This is a genomic window from Winogradskyella algicola (assembly GCF_005869935.1).
Lineage (GTDB): Bacteria > Bacteroidota > Bacteroidia > Flavobacteriales > Flavobacteriaceae > Winogradskyella > Winogradskyella algicola.
This window is the reverse complement of the sequence record NZ_SZQF01000003.1, coordinates 205,382-230,119: the sequence shown is the minus strand read 5'-3', so window position 1 is coordinate 230,119 and position 24,738 is coordinate 205,382. Positions and strand designations below refer to the sequence as shown.

Sequence of the window (24,738 nt, the reverse complement as noted above, 5' to 3'; positions counted from 1 at the left end):
TTTGTTTTATTATTCGGAATGGTCTCTTGAACTATTTCGTTTTGACTTCGACAGGCTCAGTCTGACAACTCAGAATAACATTGTTGCTTTAATTTATGTTGTGTTTGATTATCTTTATTCAATTATCTTACCAATTGAATTTGATAAGATAAAAACGACAAAATGACTGGTTTTATTAGGATTGGAATGACTTTTTGTCTGTGTTTTGTTGTGGTTAGCCCATGGTTATCGTAGTGGTCTTACCCGAAGGAGAGCCGGAGGAGCTACGGGTGAACCTGAAGTTTGAGGTTGTGAGGTTCTCGATACAAAATGCTGGTGCATTTCACTCGAACTGACGAGAATAGTTGTTATAAGATTCTCGATACAAAATGCTAGGGCATTTCACTCGAACTGACGAGAATAGTTATTATAAGGTTCTCGATACAAAATGCTTGGGCATTTCACTCGAACTGACGATGCTGGTGGTTATAAGATTTTCGATACTTTTTGAGACTGCTTCGTGCCTCGCAGTGACGGTTTGGTGTTGTAGTAGTTTTGTAATTTTGTTCTCGATACAAAATGCTGGCGCATTTCACTCGAACTGACGTTAAAATTAAATTTTAAACATGTTTAAAAAATTATTTGGCTCATCAGAGCCTAAAGAAGAAAAAATATTACCGTGGATTGCTCTAAATAGTGTTGAGCAGCTTCATGAGATAGAAGAACGGTCTAAAGGCAAAACACAGCTTATCTTTAAGCACTCTACACGTTGTGGTATTAGCCGAATGGTGATGAACCAGTTTGTTGCTGCTTACGATTTAGACCTCAATGCCGATTTGTATTATCTCGATTTGTTGAGTTACCGGGAGGTTTCTAATGAGGTTGGTTATAAATTTCAAGTGCTACACGAGTCGCCTCAATTGCTGGTCATAAAAAATGGAGTTGTGGTAGCACATGCGAGCCATGGTGGGATTAACGACATGGATTTAGCAAAGTTTATTTAAAAAATACGTAATGTTACGTATTGACTTGTTGGTTGAAAAAAACGAACTTCGCTTATCGGTGGATATAAATCATTGAAATAGATTCATATCCTGATCGTTGTACACAATAAAAAAGAACACTATTGGATAAAAGATATCAAGTATTTGTTAGCTCAACATACAAAGATTTAATTACTGAAAGAATTGAAGTAATTCAAGCGCTTTTGGAATTGGATTGTATTCCTTCTGGAATGGAATATTTTCCAGCTGCTGATGAAACTCAATGGGATTTCATAAAAAAATTAATTGATGAATCAGACTATTATATTGTAATAATAGCTGGAAAATATGGTTCTGTTGATGATAATGGAGTTAGTTATACTCAAAAAGAATATGAGTATGCTGTTTCTAAAAACATACCGACAATTGCTTTTCTACACAATGATGTTGACTCACTACAATCTTCAAAAACCGAGAAAGAGAAAGATGCTCGTGAAAAGCTAGAGGCATTTAAAGATTTAGTAAAAAGAAAACTATGTAAGTTTTGGTCATCACCTCAAGAATTAGGAGCAGTAGTTAGTAGAAGTATTAGTCAAGCAAAAAAGAATTATCCAAGAACTGGTTGGGTTAGAGCTGATTCTATGTCTGGAACCTCTGAAAAAGAAGTTGTTCAGCTTTACAAAAAAATAGAAACACTTGAACAAAAATTAGAGGAGTCTTCAAGATTCGTAGAACTTAATAAAATAAACATTGAGAATTTAGCTGACGGAGAAGATAAAATTAAAGTAATTGCAGATATTAAATCTGGTTCTTGGAATGACCCAAAAACGGAGAGAAAAACCTACAATTTAAGTTGGAATGTTATTAATTATCATTTACTTCCAAAGCTTATAAGTCCAATCCGAATGACTTCATTTAAATCTGCTTTGAATTCAATAACAAAAGAGGTCTATCTAAATGATAATGCAAATATTCAATTACCAGCGAATATTTCAATTACAATTGCTAACGATTTTTATGAAACAGTTAAAATTCAACTAACCTTATTGGACTTAATTAAGTTTTATGATGAAGAATTTGCAACAGATGAAAAATCTAAAATTGTAAAAATGGTTGCGCTGACAAAGAAAGGTAAAGAAAAATTATTACAATTAAGAGCTGTAAGAAAACAATAAATTACTGTGTATAACAATGGCTATAAGTAATTGCTTGTTCTCGCCTACTTCTGAAAATTTGCTTTCGCACAGTTCGCACTACGAGCTCATGTCTCGCGGATTTTCAGTTTGGTGTGTACTTGAAAGTTTAACGCTAAACCTCACCGCTACTCACAGCCGAGACCTTTGTGTATTATATAAACCTACTGCTATGAAGAAAAAATTGAGTTTTATTTTAATCTTTTTCACGCTCGTATTTATGAGCTGTGAAAAAGAACCTCTTCCAGCTGATACAGAAACTTTAATTTTTGGACAAATCTATGATTCCACTAATGATTTACCCATAATCAGCAAGAAACTTAAAATTGCTGAGTATCGAGAAGTCGGAACGTTCTCTGGTATAAGTTATATTTTTAATGGATTTATTGATTCTACATATACGAATATCAATGGAGAATATAACTTACCTTTTAGAACTACAGGAAACGGTAGAAGTTACTTAATCCAAATCGAATTGGACAATGAAGTACATATACATAATTCTGACGAAATTATTCAAGAAGAAACCATTGGCGGAGAATTGGAATTAAATTTTGAGGCTTTACAACTTTATCCTGTCGACTTAAGGGTAATTACAACGGATATTATAAATCAAGAAATTACAGTTTACCAACAATTCCCAGGTGGAATAACTGACAGAATACCATCTGCAACACAAAATTCTGTCAGAAGAATTTGGGTTGATAAAAATATTGCAAATGGAATTAACTTTAGCATCCGAGAGCCAAACCCAAATTTGAATTATGATATTGAAATCCCTTTGAACAACACTACTGAATTATATGAATATCAAGTAGAAATAAATTCAACAGATTTTGAATAAATACTATGCACAACACTGTGTATAATTCATTGCTAGTAATAGCCTAGTTACGAAAATTCCGCCGGAATTTTCTATCCGTAATTATTTACTAACTTTAGTGCTTAAACACGCAACGAAATCATACACTTTACCGATAAGCGTCATATAAAAAAACCTCTCAAAATTTGAGAGGTTTTTTTAATTATTCCTTTATGAGTTTTATTGTTTTTTCGGCATTTTCGTTTTTAATTTTCACGAAATAAACTCCACTTGTAAAAGTGCTTATATCAACTTCTAAAGAAGTTTTGTTAGTTGTTTTGGATAAGACTTGCTTTCCTAAAACAGAGGTAATCTCAATTGCTGTAATGATTGAATTATTAGAGATGTGAAGTTTGTCTTTTGCTGGATTAGGATAAACCGAAAGACTATTAAACGCTTCATCATCTAAGCCTAGGTTTTCTACAAAAGTTGTTGTCCATGTATTCGTAATAATTGCAGGGTTAAAATCAAAGTAAATCTCTGCTGTATTTGGGATAACATCACCAATCTGATAACCAGGAAATGGTTTTACCTTAAAGGTTATATAGCCATGTCCGACCTGGGAATCTCCATCTTCCTCAGATGGTGGTAATTGTATGGCATAGAAATTCCATTCTAAATTCTTTCCGACACGCTCTAAGGTGTATTCGTGGCTAGCATCTACCATTTTTAGTGTTGTTTCGTCTAGTTGGTCATCTAATACATCTTCAACTCTAATGTTAATAGCATTGGCGGTTCCTGTGTTTTCAAAACGTATGGTATAGGTAAGATAGTCGTCAGTGGTAAACGTAGAATGTACTATTTCTTCTCCGTGTTTTTCTGTAATATCGTTAGGGTCGTAAGAGCCAACAATGGTTTGTGTAATGCTAGAGCTGTTATTTAAAGCAGAAATCTCTCCGGGTAGTATTTCTATTGTGGCAGAATTAGTCACCAATTGTCCAAGACTTACCGTAGGTAACGTTGGGACAGACATTTTTACTCTAAGCCTTCTTGTCTGGTAAGGTAATAAATCATTAAAATTATATGTAAATCCGGTTGCTGTAATTACTGGAGTAGCCGGATTATATTGCCACCAATTTTGTTGTAATTCAGACACATTTAATAGGTTTAGGGCATTATCCATAAAAAATTCAATAGTACCATTGGTAATGGTTTGGTTAGAATTATTCTTAAAAATTAAATAGTTGTAATAATTAAAACCAGGTACAGCAGCATTAAATGCAGAAACAACTTCTATTGATAAGTCATCGTAAGGTGTTACTATTATTGGGAAATTATAGGTTGTTATGCCAGAACCTTCAGGAACAGTAACGTTATTATAACTTGCAGTAGTTGTGTTGTAGGCTGCGTAATCAGCATCTACGATATAATTTAAATCATAACTTGTTGTTGGGTTAGATTCATATAGGTAATGTGGTGAGACCAATAGATTGTGTATAATACCATCATCATTGATTTCGTAATTAAACTGCCCTAATGGGAAATTTAATTCATCGTTTTCTTGTGTTCCGTTTCCGTTGGTATCAACGAAGGCATTTAGCTTTATACCATCAGAATTTTCTAAATAAAAATCCTGAAAAACCCATTCGGTGACTTCATATCCATAGTAGGTTCCAAAAAATGTTATACCCTCTTGATCACCACCATAATAGCCATAGTTGATATCTTCTTGTGTTAAAACATGAGTGGCAGTAAATGTAGTAGAATCGGTTTGTCCTGCACCTAAACTTGCTAAAGGTCCTCCAACAATGTCTAATGTACTATAATACTCCATAGCATCTATATCTGTAATTGGTGCATTCCCATTGTTGGTAACTGTATATTCAAATAAAATTGTATCTCCAGCACTTGTGTAGCCATCTCCGTTAAAATCTACTTGCGTAATAGTTGCTGCAACATCTAATGGACTTTCTACAAGAATCGTTATCGTTGCCGTATCACAACTCGCAGGATTTGCAGCTTCGCAAATTTCATAGGATAGCGAATAATAACCTAATTCAACATTATTAGGAATAGTTAAGACGCCAGATGGGTCTATTGTTGCTCCTACAGTGTTATTGCCAATTAAAGAAATTGAGACGTCTGAGGCAACTACTGGTAATCCTTCAAATGTATCATTATCTAGTAATTGATACGTTGTACCAACTTCTGCAATAGAAATAACTTCGTCTGGTTGTGCATTAATGGCATAATTATCTAAAATAAATGCTTCTGCTGCGTGGTTTGCATTATAGGTATTACCAGATGTAACCACAGCGTTGATGAATAAGGTTTCGTCATCTTCGTCTAGTTGGTCTAAAATTGTTGGATAGCTTAATTCTTCGTAAAAATTTAATGTTTGTCCTGCAGGAATTGTAGTTGTTAGTGTAGATGTTGTATAGTCTGAGTTGTCTGCCGTTCCGTTTGTAGTAGTTATGGTAATTTCTGTATCAACAGGACTTGGATGCCTTAGTCTTGGCCTAAATTTAAGTTCAAAACCTTCTTCGGCTGCAATACTATCTGAATTAAGCCATCCGTATGGACCTTGTATTGGTTCTAGGTAAAAATCAGGTAAACCATCATTATCAATGATGTTAACAATACTTGTGTCGTTATTATTTGTTGTGTTTCCTGATGTTACAGTTGCAGTAACATTAAAAAACTCTACAGGTTCGTCGTTTTCATCATCAATAATATTTATAGGGAAACCAACCGAAGTATAGCCAGGTGCTATCGTTCTGGTTTGTGTTGTTGTCGTGTAGTCTGAATTATCTGCAGTACCATTTGTGGTTGTTAGTTGTACAACTACATCTGCGTTAAAAACACGATCTATGCGCGCGTAAACCTGAGCGTTATTATAGTTTTCGTAAACATCGCGGTCATTTATACTAAATGTTGGTATTACATCATTATCTATAATGGTTACAGTTATGTTGACAGTATTGTTAGTTGCGTTACCAGATGTAACTGTTGCAGTTATGTTATAGGTTTCATCAGCTTCTACAACTGTATCATCTTGTGTAACAATAGGGAAAGTTGTTTGTCTTTGTCCTGCAGGAATGGTTATGGTACTTGTCGTAGGAACAAAATCTGAAGCATCTGCAGTGCCTGCTGTTGTAGAAAATTCTATTGTGACATCTGTATTAAAATAATTACTTAGACTAACATAAACTGTTTTGCTATAACTTTCTACTATATTAACGGAATTGCTAATATAAACTGTTGGTGTTTCATCATTATCCCAAATTGTTATTGTGTTTGCAACTTCATTATTAGAGGTATTGCCAGAGGTTATAGTTCCTTCAATTCTAAAATTTTCATTTCCTTCAATGGTATTGTCATTGGCTGTGTTTATTGTTAATGTATTACTACTGAGTTGACCAGCTGGTATAGTTACAGTTGTATTGATTGGAGTATAATCGGTGGCATCTGCCGAGACATCTATTGTGGATACATCTACAATAACATCCGTAGCTGATGCACTATATAAATTAACTGAAAATGTATACGAATTTCCTTCTATTGTTGAATAGCCATTTCCTCCATTCGTAAAATAAACTATTGGATCTTGGGAAAAGGATAGGAATGATTGAAAGGCTAATAAGATTAAGAATATAATTTTTTTCATGATTGATAGCTAGTTGAAGTTTAATTATAGATGTATAATTTGTAAAAAGGTTGCGTCTGTTTTTTAGTTTTTTAACAGGATAGTTATTTTATGTTTAAATGATTACACGTGATTAAACATAACATAAGTATAACAGGTTAAATCAGAAAACTCCTACTAGGTGTAGGAGTTTTTTTAATTAACCATTCAATCTATAAGAACTGATTATATCTTTTAGTTTCAGTTTTAAGTCTTCGCCAGAGTCATAGACCATTTGTTCATCACTTGGAAAACGTACTTGTCTTTGTCTTAAGAGATTTATATCGTCTCTGTTTAGGGCTCTTCGGTCACCTCTAAAGCGGCCAAAGACATTTTCGAAGGTAAATCCGCTGTCTATGGTAAAGGCATCAATAACCTGGTTTTGTTTTAAGTCTTTATAAACCACATCTGCTATGACTTGAGAGGATTTGGTTTGTAATACTTCAAAGAATCTTGCTCTGACATTTACAATCTTATCCACTTTAATATCGTTGCCTATGCTGTCTTTGGCTACATTACCGTTGTCATCCAAAAGGTATTCCCAACCATCAACAATTTGACGTTCTCTTAATAGCTGTCTCTCATTAATTCGTTCTGGTGAGATGTTAATGCGCTTTAATTGCAGTTCCATCGCAAAATCATAGTCTATTGTGTTGTCTGCGACAGCGTGGTATGTTGTCCAGAATTGATTAAGACCATAGGTGTTAAAATCTAAAAGCTCAGCCTCCAAACGCTCAGGTATAATTTGATGTGTTTGGTTTAAAATAGATACGTGCACATAGTCCATGCCTTTTCTGTGTGCCTCTAACATATATGTTGTAACGTCTTCAAAATTTGGATTAATGTTATTTACATAATCAAACAAGTTATACGCTTCACGTGCATTGAACTTGTCTTCAGTATCTAGCAAATCCAGACTTTTATCCATTAAATAGTCTGAGGTTTTGTATCTGTACTCAACCAATGCGTTACTGTAATCGTTAAAGGTAAAGTCGATGGTTTTTCCACCAATTTTAAGCGGCATAATGCGTTTAATGGCATTTTGCCTAGCTTCTAAATCAGCATAGCTTTCATAGATGGTTTTATATAATTCAGGATTGCCATCTTTTTTTAGATGAGCAATTTGTGCCAAATCTTCTGCCAAGACTTTATCATAAGCATCCTTTAGCATGATCACATAATCTTGCTTACGCTTTTTGTCTTTGTTGTTCTCTAATTTTCTTAGTGCTTCAGAAATTGCATGGTCGTAATTGCCATGACTGATGGCTTCTTCAATTTGTTTTTTGGCACTACAAGATACGAGTGCCGAAACAAGTACTGTGATAAGTAATAATCGCTTCATAATCTTGTATTTTATGGGTTATACGTAGTATAAACCAATCATTGTGCCAAAAAAATAAAGCGCTAATTATTAGCGCTTTATGTTGAGTTGTATGTAGTTAATTATTACTTTTTCTTCTTTGGATTAAAAACAGGCAATAATTGTGTTTTTACCTGTCCGAAGCCAATGCGTACATCATCATTTTCGCAATAGCCACGCATTACTACAGTATCGTAATCGTTAATGAACTTACGTTCAGTACCATCTTTTAGCTTCACAGGCTTAGTACCTTTCCATGTCAACTCTAACATTGAGCCATAGGAATCTGGTGTTGGGCCAGAAATTGTACCACTACCCATCATATCTCCAGAGTTTACAGGGCAACCATTAACCGTATGATGCGCTAATTGTTGCGCCATATTCCAGTACATGTATTTAAAGTTGGTTTTACAAACTGTTGTTTCTTTACCTCCCTTTGGGATAATTCCAGCTTCTAAATGAATATCAAAGCTGTGCTTTCCTTTTGTTTGTAAATATTCTAAAGGCTTAGGATTTTGTTTAGGGCTTGCTACTCTAAATGGCTCTAAGGCATCTAGGGTTACAATCCATGGAGACATGGAAGATGCAAAATTCTTTCCTAAGAAAGGTCCTAATGGTACGTATTCCCATTTTTGAATATCTCTAGCCGACCAGTCGTTAAACACAACCAATCCGAAGATGTATTCTTCAGCTTCCTCAACAGGAATTGGTTCTCCAAGATCATTTGCATCAGTAGTGATAAACGCCATTTCCAATTCAAAATCTACCAACTTGCTTGGGCCAAATACAGGTTTGTCTGCGCCTTCTGGTAAGGTTTGTCCTTGTGGTCTGTGAATTGGAATATGTGTTGTTACAATTGAAGAACTACGACCATGATAGCCAACCGGAATATGTAGCCAGTTTGGTAAAAGTGCATTATCTGGATCTCTAAACATAGCACCTACATTGGTGGCATGCTCTTTACTAGAATAAAAATCTGTATAATCACCAACATGTACAGGCATTTGCATTTCAATTTCATCCAATCTGAAACAAATAATCTCCTTGTGCTTTGTGTTGTTCTTTAATTCGTCGTTGTTAGAATCAAAAATTTCAGCAACACGATTACGCACAGCACGCCATGTTTTGCGACCGTCAGCGATAAAATCGTTTAAAGAATCTTGTAGGAAAATATCATCGGTAAGAGGAATACCGTCAAAATAACCCAACTGATGTAACGCACCTAAATCGATAGCTGTGTCTCCAATTCGTGTTCCTATAGTAATAATATCTTCTCTTGTTAGAAATACACCAAATGGGATATTCTGTATAGGAAAATCAGAGTATTTGTTAACGTATAACCACGATGTTCTGTTTGGGTCGTTGGCTGAAATTGGCATAATATCTTTTGTTGATTAAATGTTCATTATTTTCTATTCAAACCTACATAATTTTTAATATTAAAACTAATGTATTCCTTATTTTTGTATTCATTTAACAAAGACAATAGTTATGCAACGTGATGAACAGATTTTTGAGCTGATACAAGCCGAAAAAGAACGCCAAACAGAGGGTATAGAACTTATAGCATCGGAAAATTTTGTAAGCGACCAAGTTATGGAAGCTGCTGGTTCTGTATTAACAAATAAATATGCAGAGGGCTACCCTGGAAAACGTTACTATGGTGGTTGCGAAGTTGTTGATGAAGTAGAGCTAATTGCCATAGATAGAGCAAAGACCTTGTTTGGTGCAGCGTACGCTAATGTGCAACCACACTCTGGTAGCCAAGCCAATACAGCTGTATATCATGCTTGTTTACAACCAGGCGACACTATTTTAGGATTTGATTTGTCTCATGGAGGTCATTTAACACATGGTTCTCCGGTTAATTTTTCAGGTAAATTATATAGACCTACTTTTTATGGTGTAAAGAAAGATACAGGCTATATTGACTATGACATGCTATCTGATGTTGCAGAGAAAGAGCGTCCAAAATTAATTATAGCAGGTGCTTCGGCATATTCTCGTGATATGGATTTTGCCAAGTTTAGGGAAGTGGCCGATAACGTTGGTGCTGTTTTATTAGCAGATATTTCGCATCCTTCGGGTTTAATTGCCAAAGGTATTCTAAACGACCCAATGCCACACTGCCACGTGGTAACCACCACGACTCACAAAACGTTACGTGGCCCTAGAGGTGGTATGATTATGATGGGCGAAAATATTGATAATCCATTTGGTATTACTTTAAAGAATGGTAAGCTTCGTAAAATGTCTGGTTTGTTGGACTCTGGTGTATTCCCTGGAAACCAAGGTGGACCTTTAGAGCATATTATTGCAGCTAAAGCGATTGCTTTTGGTGAAGCACTAACCGATGAGTTTTTACATTACATGCTACAAGTTAAAAAGAATGCTGATGCTATGGCACAAGCTTTTGTAGCTAAAGACTATAACTTAATTTCTGGTGGCACTGATAACCATATGATGCTTATAGATCTTAGAAATAAAAACATTACTGGTAAAGATGCTGAAAATGCTCTGGTAAAAGCAGACATTACGGTTAACAAAAATATGGTGCCTTTTGATACAGAATCTCCTTTTGTGACTTCTGGTATTAGAGTAGGCACACCAGCCATTACTACAAGAGGTTTAAAAGAAACTGATATGGCTTATGTAGTGGATTTAATTGATGAGGTTATCAATAATTACGAAAATGAAACTGTATTAGAAGGTGTTGCTGAAAAGGTAAATGAACTTATGGGTGGCAGACCTTTGTTTGACGCTTAGTTAGAAAAGTTTTGTCATGCTGAACTAGTTTCAGCATCCCACTTACTTCATTAGATTCTGAAATACTGAAATAAATTCAGTACAGGCAAGTTCAGAATGACAAAAAAAAGCCTTTCATTAATTGAGGGGCTTTTTATGTTGAAAAATACCATTATATTTTAGCGTTTACATTTTCTAAATTACTAAAATGAGCTATTATTTTATTGAACTGGTTTTTATCTAAAACTTTAAAAGTTCTTTTGTCGTATAGGTTGTCATTATCTATATATTTTACAGTGAGATAATAAAATGGATCTAAAAAAGACTTTGATCTAAATTTTAATGATTTGATTGAAGAATTTTTAATTCATCAACTTTTTGTTCAGAAAAATTAATTTGGTATTTGAAGGTAATATCTTCCTTATCTATAGAATAATCCTAAACATAATATTCTTTTTTAAAGTATTCAAACAATGACAGTAAAGTAAAAAAAGAAAAAACTGCTACAAAATACCACAACCAATTGTTGTTTGTGCTAATAAATCCAGAGCACCCTAATAAAGAAAGAATTATAGGGGTTAAAAATTTATCTTTAATTATTTGTTTTCTCATCATAGCATAGTAATACTTAAAGGGGTATTAATCCTCAAAAACCACACTCTCATAAGCACCTGCATCAGGATTTGTAGTATCTCTATTGGTGTTTAATAAGTCTATTCCTGCTGGCATTAGCGGTAAGGCAAGACCATTAGCACCAGAATCTTCTCCAATACGCATTAGGTTTTCAAAAGGATCTTCGAAATCTGGATCTATGTTTCGGATTATACCTTCGTAACGTGTTGCATCGCTAAAGATATAATTTCCTGTACCTTCAAGATTTTCATTGTTGAAGCGAATAAGACAATTGGTGAATTTAAAATCAAAGGCATCACCTTCATTTTCTAGGAGAATTTCAGGGTTGTCGTTTCCATAAATGATACAATTTATAAATTCAGCTTCTGTTGTATTTGTAAAAACAGTGTTATTTTCATCCACAACAAAATCATTGAGGAGTAGGGAAGGAAACTGCCTAAAACTACTACTCCAATAATTAGCAATGGTACAGTGTGTAAAATTGTATTTTCCGCCCAAGGTGCCTGCAAAAGAGGATTGCCCTGAGTTGTTAATTACTAGATTTTCAGCAGTAATAGAAGTTGCACGTCCTAATAATCCAAAAGCACTGGAATTATATATTTGGCTATTAGTAATGGTTAATTTGTCATTAGTGTCGTTTTGTCCAAATTCTGACAATACACCAATGGTTGCGTTTTTTATAGTTGCATAATTAATGGTGTTGTTCTCGCTACCATTAAATAACCATATAGTTCCCCATTGTCCTGGTATATCTTCATAGAGTGGCTCTAATCTGTCACCTTCAAGGATAACCTCATTCTCTAATACCTCTTGGTCTGTACTTAAATCTCCATTTATACTCAGTGTTCCTCCTTCGGTAACAATAATGCCAGAATCGGCATGAAAATGCACACGAGCACCAGGTTCCATCGTTAGGGTTTGTCCTGCGCCAACACCAGCATAACCATAAATTACATAAGGCTTTTCGTTAGTAAAGGTAAGTTCGTCGTTTTCTAAATAGCGTCCTTGTAATGTGGTTTCGTCCGGTGTACCATCACCATCAACATCAAAAGTTAGCGTTTCAATAATACCAGTGTCTTCATCTCTGTTGGCATAGATAAACACAGCATCTTTTACCAAAGTTACGAGATCGACATCTTGCTGATTGCTTCCAGAATCGAACAGTATTTTATCGGTGTATAAAAATTGATTTTCTAAAGTTGAGAGCGCTGAAATGTCAATGGTTGTTTCAATAAAAATGAATAAACTATCATTAGCCAAAAGTTCTACATTTTCAAAGAATTTTCCTTGCTGAGCACCTTCTAAACCTGTGGTACCATCTACATTCATTCTATAAAATGAATTAACTCCATTCTCTAACTGAATGGTCGGTATTACAATGTCATCGTCACTTCTGTTGTATACTTTTAGATTGTACGTGCTAGAGCCAATATTTGTAAATACGGTATCTAGGTAAACTGTGTCACGTTCAAATTCTAAGTTGCCTGTGCTTGGTGAAAATTCGAAGTCTTTACGGCAAGAACTCCAGAATAGTAAAACAATAAAACAAATAAGGAAGGATAACAATCGCTTCATAAGAGATAAATATAATTTGGCTTAAAAATATAACTTTTGAAGTTATGATTTAGTATGCAGTGGTATAAATTATAGTACAACAGTCACACAGAGTCTGTCCAAGTAAGACAAGAATCTTCTGTTTGAAAATAAATAGATTCCGTATCAAGTACGGAATGATAACGATTAGTCTTTTGCTGTAGCTTCTTCACCATATTCTTCTAGAAGAATAAGAAATAATTGACTGTTAACTACCAATTCTTCTAAAAGCTCCATTTTGTTTTCGTCCTTCAATAATTCTGAACTTATGCCTTTAGCAGAACAAAAATCGTAGAAGAGATTGGCTTTGTCTTCTGGGATCTTGAGGTTTTCAGTAACTAGACTTTTATTAAAAAATGAACTTTCGGAAAATAGAGAATCCATTTGTTTGTAAGTAACAGGATGATAAACAGGTTCTTTGTATTTATTTTTCTTTTTGAATAGTTTAGCAACTAAATCTATTATTGCTAGAAGATTTCCACCGTAATAAGCTTCTTCTGGCATGTATAGATGAGGGTTTCTTTTAATGTCTTCTTTAATTAAATTCTGTAAGTCAGTATTATAAGTTTCTTCTTCAAAAACGGGTTGTTCTGGTTCTGATTGAATCTCTACTTCATCGAGTTCACTTACAATTTCTTCAACTTCAAAAACATTAATATCATCAAAATGAGATTGCTTAAGTACAACTTCTAAAGGATGGTAAAAAATAGATTGAAATGAAATAGTGTCATTGACCTTAGCTTGAATGCTAAAATCTCCGTCTTTATTGGTAATGGTAAGTATATTCTGAGTTTTGTTGATGACTTTCATATCCTTTACAACCGATTTAGTGTCGTAAACTTTGCCTGACAAGGTTTGAGCAGATAAGTTGAAATAGAAAGAGAAGAAGAGCAAAAAGATTAGTGAAAATCGCATTATAGATTGATTGGTGGGTTAAAGAAACACTTTATCGGCTAAACCGAAGTTAAGATTAAAAAAACTTTAACCTAAAGAAATGTTAATCAAATAGTTTGGCGACTTCTGTTGGGATTCTCGCAGGCTTTTTGGTGGCCATATTCATAAAACACCATTTCGTTTCGGATGTAACTATAAGCTTGTTATTGGTGTTATTTGTAATTTCTACATGACGAATAGAAGTGAGGCCTTCTGATTTTGAAACGTAGGTTTTTACAGTTAATTCATCTCCTAATAATGCTTCACCTTTATACTGAATATTATGACTTAGCATTACCCAAAAGTAGTTGTCTAAAATGGTTTTGGGCGCATTTTTTAACCAGTGTGCTTCCGCAATATCCTGCACCCATTGCACATAACGCACATTGTTAACGTGGTTGAGTTGATCAAGGTCGTCTTTAGAAACAATGATGGTTTTTTCAAAGGTTTGCAAAGTAGGCTTATTGCTTTTTAATTTTCACTTCAAAAAGTTTGTCCCAGTTTTTACCAGTAACAAAAATGGTTTTGCGCTCAGGATGGTATGCAATACCATTTAAAACATCTAGCTCGTTGTGCTGTGTTACCAATTTTCTAAGAGGCTTAAAGTTGATAACACCTTCTACACCTCCTGTTTTAGGATCAATAATTACCACACCATTTTTTTGATAAATGTTGGCGAATATTTTCCCGTCTATCCATTCCAACTCATTTAAAGCTGGGATTTTTCCTTTTTCGGTATACACTTCAATGTGGTTGCCCTCAGACAAATTATCAGGATTTAGAATCCAGATTTTTTCGGTACCATCAGATTTGTAAAGTTGTTTGCCATCGTTACAAATTCCCCAACCTTCTTTACTTGTACCGTAATTGAAGGTTTTCAGTTTTTCAAATGTGTTTACATCGTACACAAAGCCACGTTTAGCTCTCCATGTAAGTTGGTATAGTTTTTCATCTATAATTGTTAAACCTTCTCCAAAAAAGTTGTCATCAAGGTTAATATTTTTTAAAACTTCACCAGTTTCGAAATTTACTTTTCTAAGCTTTGATTCGTTGTACTGCCCAGTACTTTCGTACAATTCACCATCATGAAATTCTAGCCCTTGGGTGTATGACGTAATATCGTGTGGATAAGTGTTTACAATTTCGTAAGTATAAATAGATGGAATACTATTGTTGTAAATAGTAATGGTTTTACTAATGGTTTCGGTTTTATCATCATATGTAATGGTAGCAACAAGAGATTTTTCGCCTAAGGTTAAATTCTCTAACACTGCGTCTTTATTAATTGTTTTGCCGTCTAATTGGTAACTCACATTTGTGATGTTTAGCTTTTTCGGATTATTAATAGTAAGATTTAGTGTATCACCTAACAAAAGAGATTTTGTGTTTAGATCAATAGAAAACCCTGTTTGACTTGCGGTATTGGTTTCTCCACAATTAATTAAAACCAAGCTTAAGCAAAAGATAATGAGGTACTTGTGAAATTGCATGAATATTTTAGAATTTTCAGGAAAGGTATTAAATAAAATTCAGTTTAAAAATGATTGCTAAAGTATTAAAAGGTTGTATCTTTGCAACCGGGCAAGTCCTACACAACCAGCTCCTGCTTAATCCTCCAGGACGGGAACGTAGCAAAGGTACGCGGTCGTAGCGGTGTGATGTAGGTAGCTTGCCTTTTTTTATGCGCTAAAATGAAGTATTGAATGTTTAAGAACTATTTAAAACTTTGTACTTTTAACTTCCAACTTCTAACTCAATAAAATGTCTAAAGTTGTTTTAATAACCGGAGGATCTTCAGGAATAGGTAAATCAGTAGGTGAATTTTTGCAGCAAAAAGGGTTTAAGGTTTACGGAACCAGTAGAAATCCAAAGAATTATCCAAACAGTAAATTTCCTATTGTGGCTTTAGATGTTACAAAACCCGAAACGATTTCGTCTTGTATTGCAGAAGTTTTAAAACAAGAAAGCAGAATAGATGTCCTTATAAATAATGCTGGTGCTGGTATAACAGGTCCTGTTGAGGAAATTCCGGATGAAGAAATAAAACGAAATTTTGAAACTAACTTCTTTGGACCTATCAATGTTATAAAGGCTACTCTGCCTGCTATGAGAGCTCAAAACTCAGGCTTAATTATTAACATCACCTCGATAGCAGGTTATATGGGCTTACCGTTTAGAGGAATTTACAGTGCAAGTAAAGGTGCTTTAGAGATTATTACCGAAGCCTTTAGAATGGAGCTTAAGGATTTTAACATTGAAATGACTAACGTTGCTCCTGGTGATTTTGCTACTAACATTGCTGCTGGCAGATACCACGCGCCAGTTTTAGAAGATTCACCATATAAAGAAAAGTATGGTCTTTCTTTAAAGATGATGGACGAGCATGTAGATGAAGGCAACGATCCTAAAGAAATGGCAAAGGCAATCTTTAGAGTTATAGAAACCACATCTCCAAAGGTTCATTACAAAGTTGGTGCATTTATGCAGAAGTTTTCTATTGTGCTCAAACGAATTCTTCCAGATAAGATGTACGAGAAGCTGCTTATGAACCATTATAAGCTGTAAATCATTTTGGTACATTATTTGAAGTTGTTTTTTTAAATCAGCTATTATGAAAAAACCTCTACTCATTACCCTTCTGTTTATGGCATTAGCACTTAGCTGTGATGAGCCATTGTGTATTTTTCCTAAAGAACCAGAACTTCCTAATATGCAATTTCCTATTGGTGATACAGAAAGTTACTATTATGTAGATTTAGATGCCGAAATTAATAATGAGCCAAGGGATAATGACTACGATTATTACTTTGATGTTGTAGGTCTTCCTGCAGGAATGGATTATTTTGTAAACTACAGAACTATCAGTTTAGAAGGTACGCCAGAGGAGTCAGGTGTTTATGACGTTACGATCTTTCTTGAGGTCGAAGGACCTTTTAGAAATAATTTTAATGAAGAACCTGATGTATTGTGTAATTACGGCACATCAAAAACCTACACCCTTATAATAGAGTAGGGCATAGCCGTATTCTTAGTAATTTGTTAATATATTTTATTGATTTCTTTAAAGCCTTCATCTGTAATAGTTGTAAATTCGTGCCAACAAAAACACAACAAATCAAATTTATTTAAATGAAATTTTTTATTGACACAGCCAATTTAGACCAGATTAAAGAAGCTCAAGATATGGGTATTTTAGATGGTGTAACTACTAATCCATCGTTAATGGCTAAGGAAGGTATTACTGGTGTAGATAACATCATGAAGCATTATGTAGATATTTGTAATATTGTAGATGGAGACGTTTCAGCAGAAGTTATTTCTACAGATTTTGAAGGTATGGTTAGAGAAGGAGAGGCCTTGGCTGAGTTACACGACCAGATTGTTATTAAACTTCCAATGATTAAAGATGGTGTAAAAGCATGTAAATATTTTTCTGACAGAGGAATTAAAACAAACGTAACTTTAGTATTCTCACCAGGGCAAGCATTATTGGCTGCAAAAGCTGGTGCTACCTATGTGTCTCCATTTATTGGTCGTTTAGATGATATTTCTACTGATGGTTTAAATCTTATTGCAGAAATCCGCCATATTTTTGATAACTATGCTTTTGATACAGAGATATTAGCAGCTTCTGTGCGTCATACAATGCATGTTATAGATTGTGCAAAATTAGGTGCAGATGTTATGACAGGACCTTTAAGTTCAATCACTGGATTATTAAAGCATCCATTGACTGATATTGGTTTAGAAAAATTCTTAGCGGATTATAAAAAAGGGAATTAAACAGTATTCTTTAATTAAAAACATGAAGCACCTTACTGTTTAGCAATAAGGTGCTTTTTTTGTAACATATTACCGAGCATTTCCGAAAAATCGGATTTAAAGATATTTACATTAGGATGCAGTATCATTCCGTTTTCGTTTACGATTATGGCTTTATTAAGGTAATTTACTGCCAGTATTTTTCTTGCTTTTGTTGGATTTTTAAATTTGTATTCATTCTCAGTTGGAAAATCATAATTGTTAATAATGCTTTTCCACGATTTATCATCATTAGAATTTAAGTTAATTGAAACGAATTTAACCTGAGGGAACACACTTTTTAAGCTTTTAACCTTGTAATGGCTATTTCTATATTGCATTTTAGAGTTAGAAGACCAAAAGTATATAATAGTTGGCCTATCTATAATTGTGCTTAAATAGTGCTCTGTATTGTTGTAGTTTACTATCTCAAGATCTGGTATTGGATTACCTTGTCTCAAAAGTTTTAGAGAACAAACTAATTCTTTAATGCTCTCTTTGTCTTCTTCATTAGTTCCTTTAGCTAAATAGTGATTTAGCATTTCGTTAGCCTCAGCCTCGGTATGATTGTAACTTACATAATCTCTGGTCTTATATTTTAGAAGACTATTTTTAATAGTTTCATCAGAGATTATACTGTCAATTAAATCTAACTTGGATTTATTATAATCTATTGCATGTCTATCAAAAGCACTATGCAAGTTATGGTTTTCATAATAATTTTTAGCTGCTAGATTATCTATATGTGAAAATAAAAAACGATTGTAAGCATACAAGTGGCTTAAATGTGCTGCATTAAAATCTACAAATTTTCTGTGTGTGTAGAAATCTTCTGGTAAGTCTTTAATGTGTATAAGTTTATTGTTTCCGAAGTAAGCAAAAGGATAAATTTCTTTATCAGCGTAAGCGTTATAATTTATGTTACTTTCTACAATAGATCTGAATAATTCAGATTCTTCTTTATCTTTTAAAAACTCATGAAACTTAGTGAGTTCTTTATTGCGTCTTTTTTCAACAAAAGCATTAAATTCTTCTGGCTCCATTTTGGCATATCTCACTAGTCTTTTAGCTTCACGTTCATTTGCTAAGTATGTGTCGATAAGATAGTTGTTTTTTCTGGCACCTTCACCTGTAAATACTAAAGACTCATCAAAATCATAAGTGTTTAGCCTAAACATTACGCTGTCATTTGGCTCTAAAAGTACTAATTGGTATTCGCCACCATGTGTGAATGAGTATAATCCAGGATTTATATCTTCAATTTTATAAATAAATCTGTTATTGCTATCTAATGTTAGTGAGTCTACAACCTTCCCTTTAGTATTGAATAATATAACACTGTTGTTTTTAGGGTTTACAATTTCACCACCAACATAAGCATAGTCACCATCATTGGTGTCCACTTTACATCCAAAATTTATCAGTAACAGTAAAAGGACTATATATCTTGCTAACATGGGGATCCTACTATAGTTTGAAAACAAAAATATATGATGAAAACATGGAGTCTTGTTAATACCTAGTTAAATCTTGTTATACTGTTCATTTATTTCGCTCAATCGCTTAATTTTTCTACTTTTGCACTCTCAAAATTCACCTTTAAGAATTAAGAGGTAAAACGACTAAAATTATAAGCTATGTTATCAGTTTCTAATCTTTCGGTTCAATTTGGAAAACGTGTCCTTTTTGATGAAGTAAACACCACCTTTAACAATGGAAATTGTTATGGTATTATTGGTGCTAATGGTGCAGGAAAATCTACCTTTTTAAAGATTTTAGCAGGAAAAATGGATCCAACTTCTGGTCATGTACATTTAGAGCCAGGTAAGCGTATGTCTGTGTTAGAGCAAAATCATAACAAGCATGATGAAGATACAGTATTAGAAACCGTTCTTAAGGGTAACAAACCTTTATATAAGTTAAAATCTCAAATAGATGCTTTATATGCAGACTATACAGACGAAAACGCTGAGAAAATTGGTGAGCTCCAAGTAGAGTTTGAAGAAATGAACGGCTGGAATGCTGATAGTGATGCAGCAGCAATGTTGTCTAACCTTGGTATTAAGGAAGATTTGCATTATTCATTAATGGGAGACTTAGATGGTAAGCAAAAAGTACGTGTGTTATTAGCACAAGCATTGTTCGGCAATCCTGATGTGCTCATTATGGATGAGCCAACCAACGACTTGGATTACGAAACCATTTCTTGGTTAGAGAATTTCTTAGCTAACTATGATAACTGCGTCATTGTAGTGTCTCACGACCGTCACTTTTTAGATGCCGTTTGTACACATATCTCAGATATAGACTTCGGAAAGATAAACCACTATTCTGGTAATTATACGTTTTGGTACGAGTCGTCTCAGTTAGCTGCAAAGCAACGAGCACAACAAAACAAAAAGGCTGAAGAAAAAAAGAAAGAGTTAGAAGAGTTTATTCGTCGTTTCTCTGCAAATGTTGCGAAATCTAAGCAAGCTACAAGTAGAAAGAAGATGATTGATAAGCTAAATATCGCAGATATTAAACCAAGTAGCAGACGCTATCCTGCAATTATTTTTGAGCGTGAGCGCGAAGCTGGTGACCAGATTTTAAATGTTGAAGGTTTAGCAGCAAGTATAGATGGCGAAGTGTTATTTAAAGATATAGACATTAACCTTGCAAAAGGAGATAAGGTTGTTATTTATTCTAAAGACTCAAGAGCTTCTACTGCGTTTTATGAAATCATTAATGGCAAGCAAAACCCAGATGCTGGTAAATATGCTTGGGGAGTAACAACTACGCAATCATACTTACCACTAGATAACAGTGAGTATTTTGATAACAAATTGACTTTAGTTGATTGGTTACGTCAGTGGGCAACTACAGAAGAAGAGCGCGAAGAAGTTTACATTAGAGGTTTCTTAGGGAAAATGATTTTTAGTGGTGAAGAAGCTTTAAAAACTGCAGATGTATTATCTGGTGGTGAAAAAGTGCGTTGTATGCTTAGCCGAATGATGATGATGAGAGCTAACGTTGTTATGGTCGATGAGCCGACAAACCACTTAGATCTTGAGAGTATCACGGCATTTAACAATGCGCTTAAAAACTTTAAAGGCACAGTATTATTAACTACGCACGATCACGAATTTGCCCAAACGGTTGGTAACAGAATTATAGAGCTTACACCAAATGGAGTTATAGATCGTTATATGACATTTGATGAATATATGAGCGACAAGAAAATTAAGGAGCAGCGCGAGAAGATGTATGCTGTTGAGGCTTAAAAAGAGGCAATAATTATTATGAAAATTATAAAAGCCCAGAACAATATGCTTAGGTAATAATAGATTAAAGTTTCCTTTTTCGATTTCTTATTACCTGGTAAATTGTAAAATATTTGTGGACCTGCAAGTAGAGCTATAAAAATTCCAAAAAGAATCGTAAATAGTTTTTCTTTATAAGATAATCCTCCCATAAACTCAAGCCTCCATCTCAGCCTTCACTACTTCTACGATAGCAAGTGCTTTGTCTAATTCGTCATTATTAACATAAACTTCTTGAAATCCTTGGTTCATAGAGCCATAGCCAGCTAAACGTTGCGATTCGCCCTCATCCTTTATGATAGGGATAATGCCATTATTCTCTAACTCGCTTTTAATTCTGGTGATTAAAATAAAATTGCCGTCGTATATTTTGGTGTATTCAGATGTATTCATAACTCAATGTTTTAATATTACCTTAAATTACGAAAAAATTGAAAACCTTACAATAGATTAGTTGTTATAATATTTACTATCCCAAATGGCTGAACTGAAGTTTTTTCCAGATAAATAACCGTAGTATAAAGTTATTGCCACCATACATTTAAACATAAATAAAAATATTACGCCAGCATGTTCAGCAGTTTTCTCACCGTGAAAAGTACCATCTGGTATTAAACCCGTTAAAAACATGCTCAGAATAAAAACACAAAACACAAAGTTTTCAAAATTCTTAAAAGGCCACATTAATATTTTTCTGTATGGACTTAAATCGTTTCCCCATTTGTGGATGAGGTAATAGTAGCCATTTCCAATAGGAGCAAATAACAACGGATCGTCATAATTCTCTAACTTAAATAGTTTAGATGGCGCCATAATCTTAAAACCACTTAGGGTAATATTATGATTTTTCTCTAGCTGTTTAATTTTAGAAATAGCTTCATATGGTAGTTTACCTTTAAAAAATCGACTATCTAAAAATCGTAATCTGTAAGTGACACAGATTTTTTTTATTTGGTCTATGTGATAGATTTTATCCGATTCTAATAAATCAAAATCAAAATTATTATATGAAGTAGTGTTAGGGCTAGATAATGTTTCAAGAATTGTATCGTCCTTTTTATTATCTTCCTTCAATACATCTCTTATAGCATTTAAGATATCCTCTTCTTTAAGACTTTTATTTTTAAGTCGGTTAAGCTTCTCTTCAAGATTTACATTTTTCATTAACATAAGCGCTTTTATTTCTAAAATTAATAATCATTCTTTTTCATTCCAAGTCTTTAACACTTGTGTTTAATTTTTTACTTTCAAAATTCATTAAAATGGCCTACATATTAAACAAAAGATAAGTTTTTTCTATTGTTTAAAATAATTCTAAATAAAAATATCATAGAGAATGGCTATTGAAAAATAAACAGATAATATATTTTTAACTAAACGGCACTATATAATTTCATAAATTTAGGAAGTAGAATTTAATCTTAAAACCAAAAAAATGGACAATAACAACACAGACACATTTGAGCTTAATGAAAGCGATGCAAGCAAGTGCCCTTTTTTAAGCGGTAAACAAAATACTGTCGGAGGAGGCGGTGTAAGAAACAGAGATTGGTGGCCAAACGAATTAAAATTAAATATTTTAAGACAACATGCTGCTAAATCTAATCCACTTGGTGAAGATTTTGATTATGCTAAGGCGTTCAACAGCATTAATTATAATGAATTAAAACAAGATTTAACAAAACTAATGACCGATTCACAAGACTGGTGGCCTGCAGATTATGGGCATTATGGCGGTTTTATGATTAGAATGGCTTGGCATAGTGCAGGTACATACAGAGTTGGTGATGGACGAGGAGGTGCAGGTACAGGTAATCAACGATTTGCACCAATTAATAGCTGGCCAGACAACGGAAATTTGGATAAAGCGAGATTGTTGCTGTGGCCTATCAAAAAGAAATATGGTAACAAAATCTCTTGGGCAGATTTAATGATTTTAGCTGGTAATGTAGCTTTAGAATCAATGGGATTCCCAACATTTGGTTTTGCAGGTGGTAGAGAAGATATCTGGGAGCCAGAACAGGATATATATTGGGGAAGCGAAACAGAATGGGGAGCTAACGATGACCGTTATGGTAATAGTGATAATTATGCCGAGCGCGATTTAGAAGATCCTCTTGCAGCAGTGATGATGGGTTGGATTTACGTTAACCCTGAAGGTCCAGACGGTAAACCAGATCCTATAGGTTCGGCTCACGATGTAAGAGAAACTTTTGGGCGTATGGCTATGAATGACGAAGAAACTGTGGCATTAGTTGCGGGAGGTCATACTTTTGGAAAAGCACATGGAGCGGCGGATCCTGGGCAATATGTTGGAGCAGAGCCTCATGGTGCGCCAATTGCAGAAATGAGTCAAGGTTGGAAAAACACTTACAAGAGTGGTGTCTTAGAGGATGCGATAACAAGCGGAATTGAAGGTGCTTGGACACCAAACCCAACACAATGGGATGCAGATTATTTTGATGTGCTTTTAAATTACGATTGGGAGTTAACAAAAAGCCCTGCAGGTGCGCATCAATGGACGCCAACCGCAGAATCTAAAGCACGCATGGCACCAAAAGCTGGTGACCCGAATGGAAAGCAGGCCTTAATGATGACCACTGCTGATATTGCTTTAAAGATGGATCCAGAGTACTTAAAAATATCTCAAAAGTTTCATAAAGATCACAAAGCATTTGAGGATGCTTTTGCACGTGCATGGTACAAACTTACACATAGAGATATGGGACCTATTGATCGTTACCTCGGTCCAGAAGTGCCTAAAGAACAATTGTTATGGCAAGACCCTATACCTAAAGTAGATTATACATTAAGTGATTCAGATATTGAATCATTAAAGAAAATGATTTTAGCATCTGGGTTGAGTATACCAGAACTGGTAAGAACGGCTTGGGCTTCAGCTTCAACGTATAGAGATACAGATAAGCGTGGCGGTGCAAATGGTGCACGTGTAAGACTAGAGCCTCAAAGAAGTTGGAAAGCAAATAATCCTATAGAATTAGATAAAGTTCTAAATGTTCTTGAAGGTATCCGGAACGAATTTAGTGGTACGGTTTCTATGGCAGATTTAATTGTATTAGCTGGTAATGCTGCAATTGAAGAAGCTGCTAGTAAAGCAGGTCATAATGTGTCAGTACCATTTGCACAAGGTAGAGGTGATGCCACACAAGAGCAAACCGATATTGAGCAATTCAATTATTTAAAACCTCTTGGTGATGGATTTAGAAACTATATGAATGCTAACCTAAATGTTAAGGCTGAAGACTTATTAGTAGATAAAGCTAACTTAATGGCATTATCTATTCCAGAAATGACTGTTCTTGTTGGTGGTATGCGTGTGCTTGGCGCAAACTATGATTCTTCTAAACATGGAGTGTTTACTGATAATGTAGGTCATCTAACTAATGACTTCTTTAAGAACTTAGTTGACATGACTTACACATGGAGTGCAACTTCAGAAGATGAAACACACTTTGAAGGTAGAGACCGTAGAACAGGCGAAGTGAAATTTACAGGAACTCGTGCAGACCTAATATTTGGTTCTAATACAGAATTAAGAGCGGTTTGTGAAGTTTATGCAGCTGACGATGCAGAAGAAAAGTTTGTAAATGATTTTGTGGCAGCTTGGACTAAAGTTATGAACGCTGATAGATTTGATTTAAAGAAATAATCGATTAATAGCAAAATCCAACTAAAAGAAGGAATGTGTTATAATCTAGCACATTCCTT

At 34.4% G+C, this 24,738-nt stretch carries 19 protein-coding genes and 1 other RNA gene; 10 read left to right on the top strand and 10 right to left on the bottom strand.

The window, feature by feature from the left end; genetic code table 11:
* Positions 1 to 605 precede the first annotated feature (605 nt).
* The 3 genes from ytxJ (at position 606) to FC091_RS07130 (ending at position 2,999) form a co-directional block, all read left to right on the top strand.
* Positions 606 to 983 carry a bacillithiol system redox-active protein YtxJ gene (gene ytxJ / locus FC091_RS07140; protein WP_138433589.1) on the top strand — a complete coding sequence of 126 codons (378 nt, stop codon included), beginning with the start codon at positions 606 to 608 and terminating at the stop codon, positions 981 to 983.
* A gap of 122 nt (positions 984 to 1,105) precedes the next feature.
* Complete coding sequence (locus FC091_RS07135) at positions 1,106 to 2,137, top strand: DUF4062 domain-containing protein (RefSeq protein ID WP_138433588.1); 1,032 nt, start codon at positions 1,106 to 1,108, stop codon at positions 2,135 to 2,137.
* A 16-nt stretch (positions 2,138 to 2,153) separates the two neighbouring features.
* A complete protein-coding gene (locus tag FC091_RS07130) occupies positions 2,154 to 2,999 on the top strand; it encodes a hypothetical protein (RefSeq protein ID WP_138433587.1) in 846 nt (281 codons plus the stop codon).
* A 181-nt stretch (positions 3,000 to 3,180) separates the two neighbouring features.
* On the opposite strand, the gene FC091_RS07125 is transcribed toward FC091_RS07130, so the two are convergent.
* The 3 genes from FC091_RS07125 to fahA all read right to left on the bottom strand — a co-directional run bounded on the left by FC091_RS07125 (position 3,181) and on the right by fahA (position 9,381).
* The gene (locus tag FC091_RS07125) at positions 3,181 to 6,624 is read right to left on the bottom strand and encodes a DUF7619 domain-containing protein (protein WP_138433586.1); all 3,444 of its coding nucleotides are present in this window, start codon (positions 6,622 to 6,624) and stop codon (positions 3,181 to 3,183) included.
* A 178-nt stretch (positions 6,625 to 6,802) separates the two neighbouring features.
* Positions 6,803 to 7,984: a hypothetical protein gene (locus FC091_RS07120; RefSeq protein WP_246035814.1), complete on the bottom strand. Its 1,182-nt coding sequence runs from the start codon at positions 7,982 to 7,984 to the stop codon at positions 6,803 to 6,805.
* 104 nt (positions 7,985 to 8,088) lie between these two features.
* Positions 8,089 to 9,381: a fumarylacetoacetase gene (gene fahA, locus FC091_RS07115; RefSeq protein ID WP_138433585.1), complete on the bottom strand. Its 1,293-nt coding sequence runs from the start codon at positions 9,379 to 9,381 to the stop codon at positions 8,089 to 8,091.
* A 112-nt stretch (positions 9,382 to 9,493) separates the two neighbouring features.
* On the opposite strand from fahA, the gene glyA reads away from it, so the two are divergent.
* Positions 9,494 to 10,768, top strand: coding sequence for a serine hydroxymethyltransferase (gene glyA, locus FC091_RS07110; protein ID WP_138433584.1), 1,275 nt, complete (start codon positions 9,494 to 9,496; stop codon positions 10,766 to 10,768).
* Positions 10,769 to 11,386: 618 nt separating this feature from the next.
* On the opposite strand, the gene FC091_RS07105 is transcribed toward glyA, so the two are convergent.
* The 4 genes from FC091_RS07105 to FC091_RS07090 all read right to left on the bottom strand — a co-directional run bounded on the left by FC091_RS07105 (position 11,387) and on the right by FC091_RS07090 (position 15,396).
* On the bottom strand, positions 11,387 to 12,955 hold the full coding sequence (locus FC091_RS07105) for a right-handed parallel beta-helix repeat-containing protein (RefSeq protein WP_138433583.1): 1,569 nt from the start codon (positions 12,953 to 12,955) through the stop codon (positions 11,387 to 11,389).
* Between the two features lie 165 nt (positions 12,956 to 13,120).
* Positions 13,121 to 13,888, bottom strand: a complete 768-nt coding sequence (locus tag FC091_RS07100; protein ID WP_138433582.1) for a hypothetical protein — start codon at positions 13,886 to 13,888, stop codon at positions 13,121 to 13,123.
* 82 nt (positions 13,889 to 13,970) lie between these two features.
* Positions 13,971 to 14,360: an acyl-CoA thioesterase gene (locus FC091_RS07095; protein WP_138433581.1), complete on the bottom strand. Its 390-nt coding sequence runs from the start codon at positions 14,358 to 14,360 to the stop codon at positions 13,971 to 13,973.
* A gap of 7 nt (positions 14,361 to 14,367) precedes the next feature.
* Positions 14,368 to 15,396, bottom strand: a complete 1,029-nt coding sequence (locus FC091_RS07090; RefSeq protein ID WP_138433580.1) for a glutaminyl-peptide cyclotransferase — start codon at positions 15,394 to 15,396, stop codon at positions 14,368 to 14,370.
* Positions 15,397 to 15,485: 89 nt separating this feature from the next.
* Here FC091_RS07090 and ffs point away from each other — a divergent pair.
* From ffs to fsa, 4 genes are all read left to right on the top strand, one after another.
* An RNA gene (gene ffs, locus FC091_RS07085) (signal recognition particle sRNA small type) lies at positions 15,486 to 15,584 on the top strand.
* Between the two features lie 83 nt (positions 15,585 to 15,667).
* Positions 15,668 to 16,471, top strand: coding sequence for an SDR family oxidoreductase (locus tag FC091_RS07080; RefSeq protein ID WP_138433579.1), 804 nt, complete (start codon positions 15,668 to 15,670; stop codon positions 16,469 to 16,471).
* Between the two features lie 46 nt (positions 16,472 to 16,517).
* Positions 16,518 to 16,919 (top strand): hypothetical protein, encoded by a 402-nt coding sequence (locus tag FC091_RS07075; protein ID WP_138433578.1) that lies wholly within the window; start codon positions 16,518 to 16,520, stop codon positions 16,917 to 16,919.
* 116 nt (positions 16,920 to 17,035) lie between these two features.
* Positions 17,036 to 17,689, top strand: coding sequence for a fructose-6-phosphate aldolase (fsa, locus tag FC091_RS07070; RefSeq protein ID WP_076616302.1), 654 nt, complete (start codon positions 17,036 to 17,038; stop codon positions 17,687 to 17,689).
* 32 nt (positions 17,690 to 17,721) lie between these two features.
* Here fsa and FC091_RS07065 read toward each other — a convergent pair whose 3' ends face one another.
* A complete protein-coding gene (locus FC091_RS07065) occupies positions 17,722 to 19,164 on the bottom strand; it encodes a thioredoxin-like domain-containing protein (protein WP_138433577.1) in 1,443 nt (480 codons plus the stop codon).
* A gap of 180 nt (positions 19,165 to 19,344) precedes the next feature.
* Here FC091_RS07065 and FC091_RS07060 point away from each other — a divergent pair, with 180 nt between their 5' ends.
* Positions 19,345 to 20,970, top strand: coding sequence for an ABC-F family ATP-binding cassette domain-containing protein (locus FC091_RS07060; RefSeq protein WP_138433576.1), 1,626 nt, complete (start codon positions 19,345 to 19,347; stop codon positions 20,968 to 20,970).
* A 195-nt stretch (positions 20,971 to 21,165) separates the two neighbouring features.
* Here the strand turns inward: FC091_RS07060 and FC091_RS07055 are convergent, their stop codons facing one another.
* Together FC091_RS07055 and FC091_RS07050 are read right to left on the bottom strand one after the other, a co-directional pair.
* Positions 21,166 to 21,402: a putative signal transducing protein gene (locus tag FC091_RS07055; RefSeq protein WP_138433575.1), complete on the bottom strand. Its 237-nt coding sequence runs from the start codon at positions 21,400 to 21,402 to the stop codon at positions 21,166 to 21,168.
* Between the two features lie 57 nt (positions 21,403 to 21,459).
* The gene (locus FC091_RS07050) at positions 21,460 to 22,173 is read right to left on the bottom strand and encodes a hypothetical protein (RefSeq protein WP_317128731.1); all 714 of its coding nucleotides are present in this window, start codon (positions 22,171 to 22,173) and stop codon (positions 21,460 to 21,462) included.
* 271 nt (positions 22,174 to 22,444) lie between these two features.
* On the opposite strand from FC091_RS07050, the gene katG reads away from it, so the two are divergent.
* Positions 22,445 to 24,679 (top strand): catalase/peroxidase HPI, encoded by a 2,235-nt coding sequence (katG, locus tag FC091_RS07045; protein ID WP_138433573.1) that lies wholly within the window; start codon positions 22,445 to 22,447, stop codon positions 24,677 to 24,679.
* The last annotated feature ends 59 nt before the right edge of the window (positions 24,680 to 24,738 follow it).